This is a genomic window from Niallia yueguangensis, from assembly GCF_052663115.1.
Map to the genome: position 1 here is coordinate 157,043 of NZ_JBQTCX010000002.1, position 17,361 is coordinate 174,403.

A 17,361-nucleotide genomic window follows, 5' to 3' on the forward strand; every position below is an offset into this window, starting at 1 on the left:
AAATTACCAAAAAAGTTTGGGGGAAAAGCTGATGGATAGATGGAAAGCGGGAAAACGAATTGGGATGGTATTAATAGCTTCTGCGATACTGATGCTTGCAGCTTGCGGAAATAGTGATAAGACAAGTGGAACAAAGACCAGCGACGGATTGGAAAAAGCAAAGTTAGTTACAAACTGGTTTGCTCAGCCGGAGCATGGGGGAAATTATGCAGCGTTGAAAAAAGGCTTTTATAAAGAAGAAGGAATTGATATGACGGTAGAGCCAGGAGGCCCGCAAATATCTTCCACTCAAATTGTAGCATCTGGAAAAGCGGAGTTTGGCTATACGCAAGCGGAAGATATTTTAATTGCTAGAGAGAAAGGAATACCATTAGTTGCAATCGGTGCGATCTTCCAAAAAAGCCCACAAGTTCTTATTTCTCATAAAGGAGCTGTAAAAGATTTTTCAGATTTAGCAGGAAAAACGGTTTATACTGCTCCAGGAAGCGGCTATTGGGAATATATTAAGAAAAAGTATCATTTAAATGTAAAAGATATGGCATATACAGGTTCTTTATCTACATTTATTGATAACAAAAATTCGGTGACACAAGGATATGCAACTTCTGAACCTTTTGTATTGGATCAAAAAGGTGTGAAAACAAATTACCTATATATTCATGATTCTGGTTTTGAAACATATGCGAACGTTATATTTACGACAGAAGATGTTTTGAAAAACAAACCGAAGCTTGTTGAATCCTTTATGAAAGCGACTGTTAAAGGATGGAATTATTATCGTGATAATTCGGATGAAATTAATCCATTTTTAAAAGAAAAAAATCCAGATTTATCCTTAGATGTAATGGAATATGGAGCAAAAACCGAAAAAGACTTAATCTTCGGCGGTGATGCAAAAGAACATGGATTTGGATATATGTCTAAAGAACGTTGGACAAAACTTCAAGAGGAACTAATAGATTTAGGAATCATTAAAAAGAAGGAAGATGTGTCAAAACTATATACAACTAAATATCTAGGGGAATAATTATGGAAGAAATCCAATTATATAATGTTAGCGTTCCAATATTAGACAGTCAACATTTCTATACACTCACCATCCAGGATGGAGTTTTTTCTAAAGTAAAGAAACAAGGGGAAAAAAGGATATTAAATATCCCGAAATTTTCTAAAGGCTTTACGATGGATTGGAAGAGTCAAAAAAAGGTAGATTTGGAGGGGAGGGTAATTCTACCCTCTTTTGTTGATATCCATACCCATTTAGATAAAGCGTTTTCTCTCAAAATGGTTCCTAATAAATCAGGGACCTTGCAAGAGGCTATTTTAAACTATAGTCAAAAAGCTGCTGCTTTTACTTATGAAGAAATAAAAAATAGAGTGATAAAATCAGCGCTTCAATCCTTATCCTATGGAACTACTCGTATTCGTACACATGTGAATTTTGAATTGGATGTTTCGCCGAAGGTTGCGTTGAGCAATTTACAGGCAGTTCTCGAAGCGAAAGAATTGATGAAACCATTTATTGACTTGCAAATTGTCCCAATGTTTTCAGAGATTTCATCCAAAAGCCGAGAGGACCTAGAAATTATCGAGGAAGCAATATCTTACGGGATTGATGGTATTGGCGGTGCACCTCATTTGTCGCCAAAGGCAAAAGAAGATATTGACTATTTATTCCAACTTGCTGTAAAGCACCATAAATTTATTGATTTGCATGTGGATGAACAGGATAATCCTAATGTTTGTACAATTGAACAGATAATTCAAAATACAAAAAGATGGGATTTTCAAGGAAGAGTAATGACAGGACATTTGTGTTCTTTAGCGGCAATGGAAGAGATGAAAGCATTTAAAATAATAGAAGATATGGCAATTCAGCAAATCGGTGCAGCTACATTGCCTGGAGCAAATATGTATTTGCAGGGAAGAGGGGATAAAGGGCTAATTCGCAGAGGAATTACAAGGGTGCAAGAGATGCTTCAACGAGGTGTTATGCTTGCAACAGCCTCCGATAATGTCAATGATCCTTTTCATCCATTTGGGAGAGGCGATTTGCTGCAGATTGGACTTTTGACTGCATATACCGCTCACTTAGCAAGTGAAAAAGAGCTCTTAGCCGTTTTGAAAATGATGACAAGTACACCGGCATTTTTATTTAATGAGCAAAGATACGGAATAAAGGAAGGAAATGCAGCTAGCTTTGTTATTTTTGACGCAAAAGATATGTATGATCTTTTTGCAAATCTGTCTCCTACTCGCGTGGTTTTTCATAATGGTGAATGGATAAGCTGCATGTTTTCTGATCATCGGTTTGAAAATGAACGTTTACACCATTTATCAAGTGTAATAGGGAAAGACTAGGTTTTTGCTTGAAAACAGATATATTTCAGAAAGGTTCGGTGTAATATATGTTTGAGAAAGTAATAAAAAATGCTCAGCTGCCATTTCAAAAGGATCTTTTGAATATCGGTATTATAGATGGTGTCATTGCATCTATTTCAACAGAGCAGCTTATTGGAAAGGAAGAATTTGATTTAGACGGAAATTTACTCATGCCTCCTTTCATAGAAATGCATACACATTTAGATACAGTGCTGACAGCCGGGGAGTCAACTTCTAATAATAGCGGCACCTTAAGTGAAGCAATTGAAATTTGGTTAAAGCTAAAGCAATCTTTAAGGGAGGATGATGTAAAAAAAAGAGCCACTGCGGCTATAAAAATGCTTATGGAATATGGTGTATTGCATATTAGAGCTGCTGTTGATATTTCTGATCCCAATTTAACGGCATTAACTGCACTATTGGATTTGAAAAAACAACTTCAGCCTTTTGTTGATTTGCAAGTCATTGCCTTTCCTCAAGATGGGTTGATTTCCTGTTCTGCTAATAGAGAAAGACTTATCGAAGCAGTAAAAAGAGGCGCTGATGCTGTAAGTGCTGTTCCACATCTTGAGTATACAAGAGAGGATGGAGTAAAATCTTTGGAATTTGCATTTTCAGTGGCAAAGGAATATGGGAAGGACGTACATATTTTCTGTGACGAGACTGATGATGAACATTCTCGTTTTTTAGAAGTAGTTGCAAGTATAACGATAAAAGAGCAGATGGAGGGAAGAGTTGCCGCTAGCCATGCAAATGCCCTGCTTTATTATTCAGATGCGTATGCGCAAAAAGTTATGTCACTAGTGAAAAAAGCAAAGCTTACTATTGTATGCTGCCCTTTGATTAATAGTACTATGCAAGCAAGGATGGATGCCCATCCGAAGGGAAGAGGTATTACAAGAATTAAAGAGTTAACAGAAGAAGGAATAAATGTCTGCATCGCCCATGATGACATACAAACGCCTTTTTATCCTTTTGGAAATGGGAATATACTACAGGCAGCCCATATGGCGATTCATTTAGCCCATATGACAGGAAGTGAAGAATTAACTCATATCTATCATATGATAACGTCTAATGGCGCGGATGCATTTTCTATTAAAGAGACATATGGAATAAAAATAGGATTACCAGCTACATTCGTTTCCTTCCCTGTAAAGAATATTAGGGATCTTTTCTTTCGTCAGCCTAAATGCAGATATGTATTTAAGAACGGGGAAGTTCTGATCGAAACAGAGCCTGAAAAAACAAAATGGACACAATCAATGATATAAAGAAAAAAGAAGTGATGAAAAATATTAAACAAAAATTAAAGAAGGGGAAATAAAAAGTTTGTATCAAAGGCAAGTAGAAAGTGGCCGAATTAAAATGGAGCAGCAGATTGACTTTTGGAATTCGCAGTATCAGTGGAAGTGGATAAATATGTGGTGACTTGTGTTCGTTTAAGCACGGAGAATAAAGGTTTTTCCAAATTTAGATGGAAACGATAGCATAAAGAAAGCTATTAAGTGCATAATTATTAAGTTTATTTTAAGTGAAATTATCAGGAGGCTTTATTTTATGACATCACAGAATAAACCATCACCATTACCACAAGCTGCACCACAGGCAGTACAGCAAGCTCAACAAGCAGTCGAACAAGCATCAAGACAGCAGCAAAAGCAGCAAGGACAACAGGCAATAGGTCAAGCAAGAAATGCAGCAGGCACAGTAGGCAGTACAACATGCCCAAAAGCAGCTGTAAAGCGTCCAAACTTCGGAACTTCAAGAATTGCAGCAGGATGTTCAGCAGGCACAACAGAAATTGCAGCAAGCACAGGATTTCGTAATGGATTTTCAGAATCATGAGCAATAGTGAAAAGAAGATTAGGAAAGGAGCTGACAATGGATCTTGTTGGCTTCTTTAAACTTTAGGTCACAGTGATGCCCCCGAAGTACCTCGAGATTTGTCGAAGATTGATAGGTTAGAAGTGCAACTGCTAGTTTATTAAGCTTCCTTCTTTTCTATATTCATTTTTTTGTGATGACCTAATTAATACTTCACGCACATTTAAAAATCAAGGATTCAAATATTTATTTCCAACGTACACTAATGGAAAATTTACTACGTCTTATTAAGATAAAAAATCCCGAGATAATTATTTATCTCGGGATTTTTTATCTAGTGTATATCTTAAGGCTTCATCTACTAAAAAGAATACACACGAAATTCCTATAGAATAAAAAGTTAGAAACCATAAAAATAAAACTGGTGCTATCCCCAATATCAAATGGAATGCAAAGGCAAAAAATAATCTTGCTTCTTTAAATTTTTTTGTAATAATTTCTACTAATAAAGAGCCAGGTAGACCGTATAATATAACAGCAAGACCTACATACAACATAGAAATTAAAATATTACTAAAAAAATCACTTTCATCAGCCAAAAAAGAACTTGGAGGTGTAAAAATTGCAATAAAAAAGGTGGAAATAACAAATGTAATACATGTTGTTAAAATCTTTCTTTTTATCATATAACAATCTTTTTGGAAATAGTGAATCACAATTAAGTATAATATATAACTCTACGTCACATTACGATCCGAAGTTTGTGTTTTGCGACGATGATAGAGTAAAAGAATTTTTGGGTAAACTTTCGGAGCCTCGCTGTGGGAATACTTTAAAGCATTAGGGGCCCACTGCCTGTTAAGATTTTGTAAAAATAATAAGTAAAAATTATGAAGTTTGTAAAAAATACCAATTATTGGGTGACGAATAGTTAGAAAAATGTAAAATGGTTATGAACACGACTATATGTCTAGATTGGTAAATAAAAAGTTAATAATCTCTTTCATCGTGGATAGACAAATCAAAAATAGGTGGAAAAGATTTAGCCCTTATTTTTGACGAAAGCAAGAATAGAACGGTGTACATAGTAAACGAATGGATAAATTTTGGTAAAAGAAATTGGAGAAGTAATAGAAAATGAACGAAGTAAATAATATATTGAATAAAATAGTATGTTTTCTTGAAAAATATTACTTTATATTTTTTTCTATCATTTTATTGGTTGCCAGCATCAATCTATTTTTCCATTTAAATATTGCTCCTATCAAGGATTGGGATGAATCTAGGCATGGTATTAGCGCTTATGAAATGCTCCAAACAGGAAATTATATCGTAAATACCTTTAGATATGAGCCAGATTATTGGAGTCTAAAGCCGCCTATCAACTTTTGGTCCATTATGCTAGGCTACAAAATAGTTGGATTTAACCCTTTGGGACTGCGGCTGGAATCCGCAATTAGTGCTCTTTTATTAATAATCGTTATATCGCTTTTTGTAAAATACAAGCATGGAGGCCTGGCTTCCTTCGTTACAGCTGCTGTTCTTATGACCAGCAAACCGTTTATTCTTGAACATTCATCGAGAACAGGAGATGCCGATTCCCTGTTTAATCTATTTTTTGCTTCTTCCATCATCTGTTTACTCTTGATAGAAAAGAATGGTAAGTGGCTTTATTTATCTGGATTTCTGTTCTCCCTCGCTTTTCTTACAAAAAGCTGGCATGCTGGCAGTATAGCTATTATTGTAGGAATGTACTTACTATTTACAAAAAACATTTTAAAATGGAACATTAAAACCTGGTTTATATTTTTATTTTCTATTTTTTTCCGATCTTAACTTGGGTTATTATTAGATACCACTATGATGGTGTAAGATTTTTTAAAACGATGGTTGAATATGATCTGTTAAGACGGTCTTCAGAGTCGCTTGAAGGTCATACAGGTGATATTTGGTATTATGTTAATATATTTCAAGTAGAGTATTTCTTTTGGCTTCTATTGCTAGTTGCAGGATTCTTCTTTTTTTTAGTTTGAGTTCCCATAATAAGTTAGAAAGAGCAGATAAAGAATATACTTTTGGTATTCTTTTATGGGTTATCATTCCATTTTCTGTTTTTACCATTGCTGAAACAAAGCTAAGATGGTATATACTGCCTCTTTATCCTGTAATGGCGTTGTTGATAGGTATATTTGTTAGTAAAATAATAAAAACGAGCAAAAATGGTTTTTTAAACATTATGGTCGTGTTTATGATTATTTTTACCTTTTGTAAATATGAAATGGAAATTCTACATAACATACGAAATATGCGCTTACCCGATGTCCAAGAGGTACTAAAAGAGTTAGAATCTAAAGAAAAATATTATGGGTATGATATATATATTTATGAAAATGGTTGGTCTCAAAGTAAAATCTTGGCGGCAGAATTATTTGGAGACCTTCACGTAAAGAATGGTAATTACAAAGAATTTATAACAAGACAAGATGCGCTGCTGCTGCTCCCGAAAAACAAAGAAACTACTGAATTAATAAAAACAAAAAAATTAACAATAGTTGTGGAGGGTCCTAAAGATTATATAGTGGGTCGATAAATTAGTTTAGCCTGGCTCCTGTCGCTTTAAAGCGTCGGGGGCCAGGCACCTTGTTATTATCTCGTTATTATTTCTTTTTCCTAAAATAAAAAGCAGTAATCACTAAATAAATTACGAGTGTAATCAAGGTGATGATTATTTTTGTTGTCATAATAACCCCAACCAAAATAGCCAATAGGAAAATAATGGCGATAAGTGTCGTGATTGGAAATCTCCCTTTTTCACTACTATTCTGCTTCATCCTTGATTTAAAATGGGCCGAAGCAATAATTAACCAAATGAAAAGAACGGTGTAGCCTAATGAACCATTAAGTAATTAAATGTATTTTCCCCTGCGATAATAGAAATAAGTACACCGATATAAAGGGAAGAAGTACATAGTAAAATGGCATAGGTTGGTACTTTTCTTATTGATAATTTGCTGAATATCTTTGCAATGCTGCCATCAGTTGCTTGTGTATAAATAACGCGAGATGATGCATATAATCCAGAATTCATAGATGAAATCAGTGCTAATAAAATAACACCATTCATCATATCAGCTGCGTAAGGGATGCCTAATAAATCAAAAACCGTAACAAAAGGGCTTTCTGCTGCCTTATTTACCTGATTCCAAGGAATAAGGCTGACAATGATAAAGAATGGCAGTAGATAGAAAGCGACGATGCGTGTTAGTGTACCGCGGGCAGCTTTTGGTATGACCTTTTCCGGGTTTTTCGTTTCTCCTAATGTCACGCCAATTAATTCTGTTCCGCCATAAGAATAAATAACGACTAACATAGCTGTAACTAAACCGCCTACACTAACGGGGCAGTTTAGTAAAATAAGGAACTTTATACATAGATGTTCGTAGTATTTATATGTAGATAGATTCGGAGGGACATATATGTTTAAAATTAAACCCCAATGTTCTTATTGTGATAAAGAAATAAAAGGGAATGAAGTCATTTTTGTTAAAATGCGGTATCCAGAGAGAAAAGGAATGACCGAGATAAAGGCCTTTATACAATATGAAGGGCAATTAATTTGTGAAGAATGCTTTAATAAGAAATCTACCTAACAAACATTCTTCTTATTGTAGTAAAGGAGCAGGTTAGTTCAATATATTTAAAAGTAAAGAATAAAGAAAGTAGTCCATAGGACTACTTCTTTATTTACCAATATTAAACCAACCTGGCATTGCTTGAATAACATTCCATAGTTTTTCTGGAATATTAAGCTGGTCTAGTTTCGTAACATTCAACTCAGAAGCGATCTCGGCTTCACGTCCATTTGCGACCTTTTCAACCCAATCAGGGTTCATAATTAACGAATGCCCAATGGCGACTAACGGCAATCCTAATTCCATAGTTTTAAGAGCATCATCTGGTGTTACTATCGAACCAGCAGCCAACACAGGTACCTTACCGTTTGCTTTTTCAAGAATCAATTCAAGCCGTGTTTTTTCATCTTGACTATCTACTGGTTTTGAAGACACATTATCTAATGAAGCATGTATATAATCTAAATCCTGTTCAACAAGGAAATTAATTAATTCATACGTGTCTTTCATACGTAATCCGTCCTCTTTGGAGGATTCTTCAGGTGAAAATCGGTATCCTAAAATGAATGGTTTTGTAGCATGTTTTTCAATTACGTTTTTAATTTCTTCAATAATCGCCAATGGAAAATGCAAACGATTTTCAAGTGATCCTCCCCATTGGTCCGTCCGCTGGTTGGTAGCTGGTGACCAGAAATTTTGAATTAAAAATCCATGAGCCCCATGAATTTCAACGCCATCAAATCCAGCTTCAATCGCTCTTTTTGTTGTGTCGCCAAAAGCACGTATAATCGACAAGATCTCCTCATGTGAAAGTTCTCTTGTTTCTGAAGTTGAACCTAAATTAGTAACTTCGGGTTGCAATGCACTCGCACTAACTGCATCCAATCCAGGCAGGGCTTTATTACCTGCATGAAAAATCTGAAGTACCGCAGGTGAGCCTCCACTTTTCGCTGCATCAGCTAATTTTCGTAAACTTGGAGTAAATTCATCATTGTATCCAGCAAATTCATTCGTAAAACCTTGCCCATTAGGAGTAACATGAGTACACCCTGTAATGACGAGTCCTACTCCATTCACTCTTTGTTTGTAATACTTTACTTCCTCATCCGAAATGGTAAGATCGTCATTACTTGACCAGGTTGTCATAGGTGCCATAACGATTCTATTCTTAATTGTTATTCCACTTCTGAATGTGAAGGATTCAAATAACCTACTGTATTTTTGATTCATTTCTTTAACCTCTCTATCGAATATTCTTCTAATGTTGAGTTAATCTGACTGAGCCGTTACAACTATCCCTATTAGAAGTTCTACTTTAGTGTAATTGGTTAACGCAAGGGTAAGTCAAGTGTTAATTTTTATATGATTATATAAAGGATTTTTGTTTTTATTTCTCCTTTATGATATATTTTTAGTTACAGTAACTGTAACTAAAGGTGGGATAAGTAATGTTGTATTCAATGAAATATGTAGTGGAGAACTTAAATATATCTGCAAAGACACTTAGATTTTATGAAGAGCAAGGGATACTGCCAAATGTAACTCGTGATGAAAAAGGTCGTAGAGTTTATAGCGAACAACATATCGATTGGATTTCTTTTATTCGTTGTCTTAGAGAGACAGGAATGCCTCTTTCTAAAATAAAAGAATATAAGGAACTTTATGAAGTAGGAAATCATACCTTCTTGCAAAGAGAAGAAATGTTGATACAGCATAAATTGGAAGTGCAGAAGAAAATTGAAGAAAGTTTAAAACACTTGGAAGAAATAAACTATAAAATAGCCATGTATGAACTTCAGAAAGAAGAGGTTAGGAAAAATCCTAATTATAACTTTAAATGTCATGGTCTGGAAAATAAGATTGTGAATTAATGTACTTACGCTAACGGGGGCGTTTGTTCAAGAAGTAACCAAAAAAGGACCTAACGGTCCTTTTTAAATATATTACTAAATCTATTTTCCATTTTAGAAAGGCTTGTATTTTTTTCAGCCGTATTAGATTCTTCCGGTTCAAAAAGGGTTTCCAAATTTTCCAAGCTTGTATGTTTCTTGTTCTTGTGATCAAACTGAATCAAATTAACTTTCACCTGGTTTTGTGACTGAAGATGAGAAAAGGCACTTGAAACCATTTGCTGATTGTACAATTGTTCATAATGTTTTACTTTTTCCTGCAATTGTCGGATCTCTTCGTTTTTCTTTTTTAGTTCCTCGACGTCATCTTTTCTCCGATTGAGCTCCTCTTTTAAGCTCTTAGCCTCTTTATAAAGCTCAATGAAAGTTGGGTGTTATCGTATTTGGCATCATTGCTTCTGTATTAGGAATTGCCTAAGTTTTGGATTAGGAGGCAGGGACGAGAAGTTTCTGTCTTCATTCTTCTGTACAACTCAGATTGTTTAGGAATATAAGTCTTTTATTTAACAATTGGAGGAAATCATGACCATCAAGATGAATAAAGAAAAACGAATCTTTCATTTACAAACCAATAATACTAGTTATCTTCTGCAAGCGAACGAACAAGGGCATCTTCTCCATCTATATTGGGGAGAAAGACTGGAAACTACCTTCTTGGATTATTATGTGTCTGAGATTCAACGTGCCAGTTACATAGCGGACGCGGATGGGATTCCTGAATATAAACTGGAACGTTTGCCAGTTGAATACCCATCTTTCGGGAACCCAGATTTACGAAGTCCAAGCATGACTTTGAAACATAGGGACGGAGCACGTATTAGTGATTTTCGCTATGTAGATTATGAGGAAATGAAAGGGCATGTGGCGATTTCTGGACAGCCTTGTTTAACCGATGAGAAAGCAGAAACCTTAGTAATTACCTTAATTGATGCCTATCAAAAGCTTACTATGAGACAATATTACACTGTCTTTGTAGAAAGCGATGTGATTACACGAAAAGTCGAGTTAGTAAATGAGGGCAGTAAAACGGTTCTTATTCAGCAATTGAATTCTGCGTGCGTGGAACTTCCACACATGAATTATGACCTTGTGCACTTAAGTGGAAAATGGGCGCGTGAACGCCATTTGCATCGCACCCCATTAACGCAAAATCGTCAAACTGTAGCGACTCGCCGTGGTCAAAGCAGTCATGAACATGATCCATTTATCGCGCTTGTTACTCCAGAAACAACGGAAACAACTGGGGAAGTATATGCGATGAGTTTGGTTTATAGTGGCGACTTTGCAGCAACCGTAGATGTCGATATGCAAGAAGCAGCGCGCCTTCAAATTGGCTTGAATCCGGAACAATTCGAGTGGAACCTAAAAGCAGAGCAAAGCTTTGTCACACCTGAAGCTGTACTTGTTTACACGAACGGTGGACTTGGGAAGATGGGACAAATCTTCCAGAATGCTGCGCAAAAGCATGTAGTACGAGGGAATTTTCAATACAAGGAACGTCCGGTCTTAATTAACAGTTGGGAAGCTTTCTATTTTGGATTAAAGGAACAAGAGCTGCTTGAATTTGCTAAAGAGGCAAAAGATTTAGGTGTTGAGCTTTTCGTTTTAGATGATGGCTGGTTTGGTAAACGGGATGATGATTCCTCTTCGCTTGGGGATTGGTTTGTCGATAAACGAAAATTCCCGAATGGTCTACGTCCATTCCGTGATCAAATCAAAGGGTTGGGCTTACAGTTTGGGTTATGGGTAGAGCCGGAAATGATTTCTCCAGATAGTGAATTATTCCGTGTGCATCCAGATTGGGCACTTGAGGTGAAAGGACGCCTTTGCTCGCTCTCACGGAAGCAATATGTGCTTGACTTAACAAATCCTGAAGTACGCGACTATCTTATAAACACATTTATCAATTTGTTTAAAGAAGTGGGCGTAGATTATGTGAAATGGGACTTCAACCGCAGCCTAACAGAAGTGGGTTCAAACTACTTGCCGGAAGAGCAGCAAGGAGAAGTCTATCACCGTTACATGCTAGGTCTTTACGAAATAGTGGAGAAGATTACCTCAGCCTTTCCAGATGTCTTATTTGAAAATTGCGCAGGTGGTGGTGGTCGCTTCGATCTTGGAATGACGTATTACATGCCGCAAACCTGGACGAGTGATGATACGGATGCGATTGAGCGTCTAGCAATCCAACAAGGTACGAGTTATCTTTACCCAAATGCGTCGATGGGTTGCCACGTGTCTGCGAGTCCAAACCATCAAAATGGACGAGCAACCTCCCTTAAAACTCGTGGGATTGTCGCGATGCAAGGAAACTTCGGCTATGAGTTAGATATTACAAAATTAACGGAAGAAGAGAAAAGTGAAGTCAAGGAGCAAATTACGCTTTATAAAGAAATTCGCCTGACTGTGCAATTTGGGACATTTACCCATTTGTCAACGATTGAACAGGATAATGCCTTTGCTTGGCAACATGTAGATGATGGGCGTGTCGTAGTTGGCTACACTCAAATTTTATCGAAGGCGAATTCACCAAGTAAACGACTTCGTTTAGCTGGTCTCTCAAAACAGGGACAATACAAACTAAAAGGAACAGATAAAGTGTATGATGGGGATGAACTGATGCGCGTCGGTCTTCAAATCGAACGCGTAACACATGATTTTTATGCACAGCAATGGATTTTTGAAAAACAATAACAATGATCGAAAAGAGGAAGAGAAATGGAACTCAATAAATGGTGGAAAGATGCGGTTATTTACCAAATCTATCCGAAGAGCTTTAAAGATACAAATGGTGACGGAATTGGAGATTTAGCAGGCATCAAAGAAAAACTCCCATATCTTAATGAGTTGGGTGTGGATGGAATCTGGATTAGTCCAGTCTACCTTTCTCCACAGGTGGATAATGGGTATGATATTACGGATTATCGCATAATTGACCCAATGTTTGGTACCAACGAAGAAATGTATGAATTAATTGACCTCGCTCATGAACGTGGGATGAAGATTATTATGGACTTTGTGGCGAACCATACGAGTGACCATTGCGTTTGGTTTAAAGAAAGCTGCAAAGGAAAAGACAATTTCTTCAGCGACTTCTATATCTAGAAGGATGCAAAAGAAGACGGCAGCGAGCCGAATAACTGGGGAAGCAGCTTCGGTGGCTCTGCTTGGACGTGGAATGAAGAACGTGGACAATATTATCTTCACTACTATGCAGCAGAACAGCCCGACTTGAATTGGGAAAATCCAAATGTGCGTCAATACATCTATGACATGATACGGTTCTGGAAATCCAAAGGGGTTGATGGTTGGAGAATGGACGTCATTACGTCTATTTCGAAAGACCAAAGCTTCCCGGATAACGAGCGTCCCTATTCAACAAGCAATCAGCAAAATGGTCCTCGCATGCATGAATTCATTCACGAAATGAACCAGGAAGTGTTAACGCCTCTAAATATGATGACAGTTGGAGAATCTCCGGCAGCGAAATCTTATGATGCACACCTGCTAGTTGATCCAAAACGCGAAGAGCTTGACATGATTTTCACGTTTGAACACATGCATGTTGACCGGGTTCATGGCGACGTGAATGGACGTTGGGCAACGAAGAAACGTGATTTGCCAGCATTGAAGAAGATTTTAGCAAGCTGGCAAATAGAGCTTCGCGGCAGAGGTTGGAACGCCCTTTATTTCGAAAATCATGATCGAGCGCGTGTCATTTCTCGCTGGGGTAATGATACAAACTACCGCTATGAATGTGCGACTGCTTTTGCAACAGTACTTCATGGTCTTCAAGGAACAGCGTATGTCTACCAAGGCGAAGAAATTGGGATGACCAATCCAAAATTTGAGCTAGAAGAATATGAAGATATTGAACTACGCGGGAATTATGAGCATTTCGTATTAAATCAAAAAACGATGAGCCATGATGACTTCTTAGCAGCGGTGCATAAAATCAGCCGTGACAATGCACGTACACCGATGCAATGGAATGACTCCGTTCATGCGGGATTTTCAACCGCTGAACCGTGGTTTAAGGTAAATCCAAACTATCCAGAAATCAATGTAGAAAAAGATCGTGCAAGCGAAAAATCTATTTTTAAATACTATCAAGACTTGATCAAACTTCGTCATACAACGACTATTTTACGAGATGGAGAGTTTGAATTATTCCTTGCTGATGATGAAGAGCTTTTCGTTTACAAACGTTTTGAAGGAGAAAAAACTTGGTTTGTTGTGGCCAACTTCTCGGAACAATCAAGAAGCATCGAAGAAGTTTGCTCCCTTGTTGGCAATAGGGAAATAAACTTCATCATTAAAAACAATACCGAACGTAAGGATTTAGCTAGTGATTTAAATCCTTGCGAAGCGTTTATCGTAGAGATTGGATAATTCTGGTCAAAGGGATCCTCGAAGGTTGATAACTTGTTTCTAAAGTTTATGTAAAAATCGGATGCTGCTTTCTATCGTTTAGAGAAGTGGCATCCGTTTTTTCTATTGATTTCTAAATTATTCTGCTTTTCCTTCAACAACGATATCATCTGCACTAATATCTGCGCCAAAGAAAGGTTTCAATTGTTCATCGTAATCTTTGTGGAAGAATTGTTCTTTACCTAAAGTGGCAAGTTCATCATTCACCCAGTTAAGTAAGCTCGTATTGCCTTTTTTTACTGCTGGGGCAATGTAATCTGATTTACCTAATTCCTTAATCGCTACCGTATAATCAGGGTTGTTTTTAACCCATGCATATAGGTAGGAGTTATCATCAGCAAGTGCTAGAGCTCTGCCATCTTTTAAAGCTTGGAATTGTTGGGTCTTTGAATCATATTTTTCAAGTGAAACATCTGGCTCGTTTTGAGTGAAATAAATTTCTGCTGTCGTTCCTTTGTTTACAATTAATTTTTTTCCTTTTAATTGGCTTACATCAGTGATCAGACTAGATTTAGGTGATACTACGCCAATACCGACTTTCATATATGGATTCGCAAAATCCACTTGTTCTTTTCTTTCAGGCGTTACGGTAAAGTTAGCCAAGACAAGGTCAACTTTATTCGATTTTAATGCATCTACGCGTTCTTCCGCATTAACGATGACAAACTCCACTTTTGATTCATCCCCTAATAAATCTTTGGCGATTCTTTTTGCTAGATAGACGTCATAACCTTGATTTTTCCCATCCTTATCAATGTATCCATATGGCGAAAGGTCACCGAAAACTGCAATTTTAATTTTGCCTCGTTTTTTAATCGCCTCAACCGAGGATGGGTTGTTTGATTCTGAATTTTTTGAGTCATTATTTTTTCCGCATCCTACAAGTACGAAAGCGAATAAACTAAAAGCCAATAATCCTAAAATTGTTTTTTTGAAATTGCGCATGATATTTCCTCCTAGTTGTTTTAAAAGTTTAAACTACTTAAGAATTGTTTCGCGCGATCTGTAGTCGGATCTTCAAAGAAAGTTTTTCCATCTGTTCGTTCAATAATTTTTCCGTTTTCCATAAAGAGTATTTGATCGGCTATTTTTTCTGCGAAACTCATTTCATGGGTGACTACGACCATCGTCATATCCTGGCTTGCGAGCTGAAGCATTACTTCAAGCACTTCTCGCACCATTTCAGGGTCAAGTGATGCCGTTACTTCGTCAAATAGCATTAGCTCCGGGTTGAGGCATAGTGCTCTGACAATTGCAACGCGTTGTTTTTGTCCCCCTGAAAGCTGACGCGGATAGTCATTCTTTCGGTCAGCTAAACCGACACGTGTTAACAGTTCGATCGCTTGCTTTTTCACTTCCTGTTTTTTTCTTTTCTGGACTTTAACAGGTCCGAGCAGAATATTTTCCATAATGGTACGGTTGGGGAATAAATCATAACTCTGAAAAACCATCCCGATTTTCTGGCGCATCTTCTGCCAGCTCTTTTCATTCTGAGCAACTTCGCTCCCGTCAAAAATAATTTTGCCGGCTTGAATGTTTTCAAGACCATTCAAACAGCGCAGCAATGTACTTTTCCCGCAGCCGGAAGGTCCTAAAATAACGACCACATTGCCTTTATTAATCGATAAGTTCACATCATTTAAAACTTGTTTCTCACCAAAACTTTTGCTTAATCCTTGAACTTCCAATAATGCTTCTTGCTTACTCATTGCACTCATCCTTGTGAATATTTCTTTTCTAATTGTCTTGAAAGCTTTGATAACGGGTAACTTAGGGCAAAGTATAGAATAAAAATAAATCCATAAATCCAAAAAGGTGCACTTGGGTCTTTTATACTGCTGAATTCAATAATTTGCTGTCCAACCTTAATCAGCTCAATTAAACCGATCATGACTAGTAAAGAAGTCGTTTTAATAACCCGTGTTGTCAGGTTAATGGTTGCCGGAATGGTATACCGCACGGCTTGAGGGACGAGCACATATGTATACACTTGTACAATGTTTAAACCAATCGCTTTACCTGCCTCGATTTGGTGCTTCGGAACGGAAGAGATGGCGGATCTTACAATGTCGCTCATTTCGGCAGCGATCCACAAACTAAAGACAAGAATAGAAACTTCTTCAGCATTCAAATCGAGATTGTAGTCCTGTGGCAGGATATAGTAAAAAACAAATAACCAAACTAAAATTGGAATAATACGAAAAAGTTCTAAATAAAGCCGAAAAATAAATTGAATGACCTTTATTTTAGTTGTACGGATCGCACCAATGATTAACCCGAGTACACCGCCAATGATCATCGAAATGATAGCAACGCGAGCAGTCACCCAAAGCCCATCTAATAGTCTTATAAGGTTTTTCCCCTCAAAAATAACGTTAATACCCAAATGTTCCATGGCGGACCTTCCTTTCTAACCATGTCAGAACAAGTGAAAGTGGCAATAAAATAATGGCATACGCAATAACTAGGACAAGTAGATATTCATCTGTTCGATAGTACATCCCAATAAGGTCGCGCGTTGTATTCATTAATTCCAAAATGGCAATACCACTGAAAATAGATGTTTCTTTTAATAAAAAAATACAGTTCGCACCAATCATCGGTACACTAATAGATAGCGCTTGAGGGAAGACAACATATCTTGCCAGCTGAAAAGTCGACAAGCCAATTGCTTTTCCCGATTCAACTTGAATCTTCGGCACTCCTTCTAATCCACCGCGAAATGCTTCTGCCATGTAACTGCCCCCCAAAAAAGCTAATCCAATAATCGCACAGCTTTCTTTTGACATCGTAACCCCCATCTTAGGAAGGCCATAATAAAGAAAGAACAGTTGTACGAGCAAAGGGGTGTTTCTTGACAATTCAATATAAATGGCAGCTATTCGTTTAAGTATAGGGATGCGAAAGTACTGACAGAAACTACAAATGATTCCAATAATAAATGATATAAGAATGCCCCAAAATGCTAGCCAAAGTGTTATACCGAGTGCTTTTTCATACAAAGGTAAACAATCGACTATTGCTTGCCAATTCACAATCTATCAACCTCTTCTTTCTCAAATATTGTCTTGTTAAAATGGATCTCCTCCTCTTCGTTATTAAAAGTAAATAAATCTATTAGTAAAAAGTTGTTAAAGCAAGAAGATTATACCACCTGGGAATCTACTAATCAACTACAT

At 37.0% G+C, this 17,361-nt stretch carries 16 protein-coding genes and 2 pseudogenes; 10 read left to right on the forward strand and 8 right to left on the reverse strand.

Translation table 11 applies throughout. The features are described 5' to 3' along the window. The first annotated feature begins 31 nt into the window (after positions 1-31). The 4 genes from ACTYA4_RS02410 (at position 32) to ACTYA4_RS02425 (ending at position 4,230) form a co-directional block, all read left to right on the forward strand. A complete protein-coding gene (locus ACTYA4_RS02410) occupies positions 32-1,027 on the forward strand; it encodes an ABC transporter substrate-binding protein (RefSeq protein ID WP_445505460.1) in 996 nt (331 codons plus the stop codon). Between the two features lie 2 nt (positions 1,028-1,029). Beyond that, on the forward strand, positions 1,030-2,361 hold the full coding sequence (locus tag ACTYA4_RS02415; protein WP_445505461.1) for an amidohydrolase family protein: 1,332 nt from the start codon (positions 1,030-1,032) through the stop codon (positions 2,359-2,361). A 47-nt stretch (positions 2,362-2,408) separates the two neighbouring features. Next, positions 2,409-3,656: an amidohydrolase family protein gene (locus tag ACTYA4_RS02420; protein ID WP_445505462.1), complete on the forward strand. Its 1,248-nt coding sequence runs from the start codon at positions 2,409-2,411 to the stop codon at positions 3,654-3,656. A 286-nt stretch (positions 3,657-3,942) separates the two neighbouring features. After that, positions 3,943-4,230, forward strand: coding sequence for a hypothetical protein (locus ACTYA4_RS02425; protein WP_443482044.1), 288 nt, complete (start codon positions 3,943-3,945; stop codon positions 4,228-4,230). 290 nt (positions 4,231-4,520) lie between these two features. Here the strand turns inward: ACTYA4_RS02425 and ACTYA4_RS02430 are convergent, their stop codons facing one another. Then, the gene (locus ACTYA4_RS02430; protein WP_443482045.1) at positions 4,521-4,895 is read right to left on the reverse strand and encodes a hypothetical protein; all 375 of its coding nucleotides are present in this window, start codon (positions 4,893-4,895) and stop codon (positions 4,521-4,523) included. Positions 4,896-5,346: 451 nt separating this feature from the next. Here ACTYA4_RS02430 and ACTYA4_RS02435 point away from each other — a divergent pair, with 451 nt between their 5' ends. Together ACTYA4_RS02435 and ACTYA4_RS02440 are read left to right on the forward strand one after the other, a co-directional pair. After that, complete coding sequence (locus ACTYA4_RS02435) at positions 5,347-6,045, forward strand: ArnT family glycosyltransferase (RefSeq protein ID WP_443482046.1); 699 nt, start codon at positions 5,347-5,349, stop codon at positions 6,043-6,045. A gap of 151 nt (positions 6,046-6,196) precedes the next feature. Then, entirely contained in the window at positions 6,197-6,799 is a 603-nt protein-coding gene (locus ACTYA4_RS02440; RefSeq protein WP_445505463.1) for a hypothetical protein, read from the forward strand. Positions 6,800-6,866: 67 nt separating this feature from the next. Here the strand turns inward: ACTYA4_RS02440 and ACTYA4_RS02445 are convergent. Continuing rightward, a pseudogene (locus ACTYA4_RS02445) lies at positions 6,867-7,594 on the reverse strand (amino acid permease); the annotation flags it as partial. A 91-nt stretch (positions 7,595-7,685) separates the two neighbouring features. Between ACTYA4_RS02445 and ACTYA4_RS02450 the strand changes: the two are divergent. Beyond that, a complete protein-coding gene (locus tag ACTYA4_RS02450; RefSeq protein ID WP_443482048.1) occupies positions 7,686-7,859 on the forward strand; it encodes a Fe3+ hydroxamate ABC transporter substrate-binding protein in 174 nt (57 codons plus the stop codon). 90 nt (positions 7,860-7,949) lie between these two features. On the opposite strand, the gene ACTYA4_RS02455 is transcribed toward ACTYA4_RS02450, so the two are convergent. Then, complete coding sequence (locus ACTYA4_RS02455; protein WP_445505464.1) at positions 7,950-9,071, reverse strand: NADH-dependent flavin oxidoreductase; 1,122 nt, start codon at positions 9,069-9,071, stop codon at positions 7,950-7,952. A 218-nt stretch (positions 9,072-9,289) separates the two neighbouring features. On the opposite strand from ACTYA4_RS02455, the gene ACTYA4_RS02460 reads away from it, so the two are divergent. Continuing rightward, positions 9,290-9,712: a MerR family transcriptional regulator gene (locus ACTYA4_RS02460; protein WP_443482050.1), complete on the forward strand. Its 423-nt coding sequence runs from the start codon at positions 9,290-9,292 to the stop codon at positions 9,710-9,712. Positions 9,713-9,762: 50 nt separating this feature from the next. On the opposite strand, the gene ACTYA4_RS02465 is transcribed toward ACTYA4_RS02460, so the two are convergent. Beyond that, positions 9,763-10,014 carry a hypothetical protein gene (locus ACTYA4_RS02465; protein ID WP_443482051.1) on the reverse strand — a complete coding sequence of 84 codons (252 nt, stop codon included), beginning with the start codon at positions 10,012-10,014 and terminating at the stop codon, positions 9,763-9,765. Between the two features lie 259 nt (positions 10,015-10,273). On the opposite strand from ACTYA4_RS02465, the gene ACTYA4_RS02470 reads away from it, so the two are divergent. Then, complete coding sequence (locus ACTYA4_RS02470) at positions 10,274-12,445, forward strand: alpha-galactosidase (protein ID WP_445505465.1); 2,172 nt, start codon at positions 10,274-10,276, stop codon at positions 12,443-12,445. A gap of 24 nt (positions 12,446-12,469) precedes the next feature. Then, a pseudogene (locus tag ACTYA4_RS02475) lies at positions 12,470-14,143 on the forward strand (alpha-glucosidase). A 117-nt stretch (positions 14,144-14,260) separates the two neighbouring features. On the opposite strand, the gene ACTYA4_RS02480 reads toward ACTYA4_RS02475, so the two are convergent. From ACTYA4_RS02480 to ACTYA4_RS02495, 4 genes are read right to left on the reverse strand one after another with little or no spacing between them, the layout of a single operon-like run. Continuing rightward, positions 14,261-15,127: a cysteine ABC transporter substrate-binding protein gene (locus ACTYA4_RS02480; protein ID WP_443482054.1), complete on the reverse strand. Its 867-nt coding sequence runs from the start codon at positions 15,125-15,127 to the stop codon at positions 14,261-14,263. Positions 15,128-15,147: 20 nt separating this feature from the next. Beyond that, positions 15,148-15,891: an amino acid ABC transporter ATP-binding protein gene (locus ACTYA4_RS02485; RefSeq protein ID WP_443482055.1), complete on the reverse strand. Its 744-nt coding sequence runs from the start codon at positions 15,889-15,891 to the stop codon at positions 15,148-15,150. A gap of 5 nt (positions 15,892-15,896) precedes the next feature. After that, positions 15,897-16,577 (reverse strand): amino acid ABC transporter permease, encoded by a 681-nt coding sequence (locus ACTYA4_RS02490; RefSeq protein ID WP_443482056.1) that lies wholly within the window; start codon positions 16,575-16,577, stop codon positions 15,897-15,899. Then, a complete protein-coding gene (locus ACTYA4_RS02495; protein WP_445505466.1) occupies positions 16,558-17,217 on the reverse strand; it encodes an amino acid ABC transporter permease in 660 nt (219 codons plus the stop codon). Before ACTYA4_RS02495 ends, ACTYA4_RS02490 begins: the two co-directional genes overlap by 20 nt. Positions 17,218-17,361: the final 144 nt, after the last annotated feature.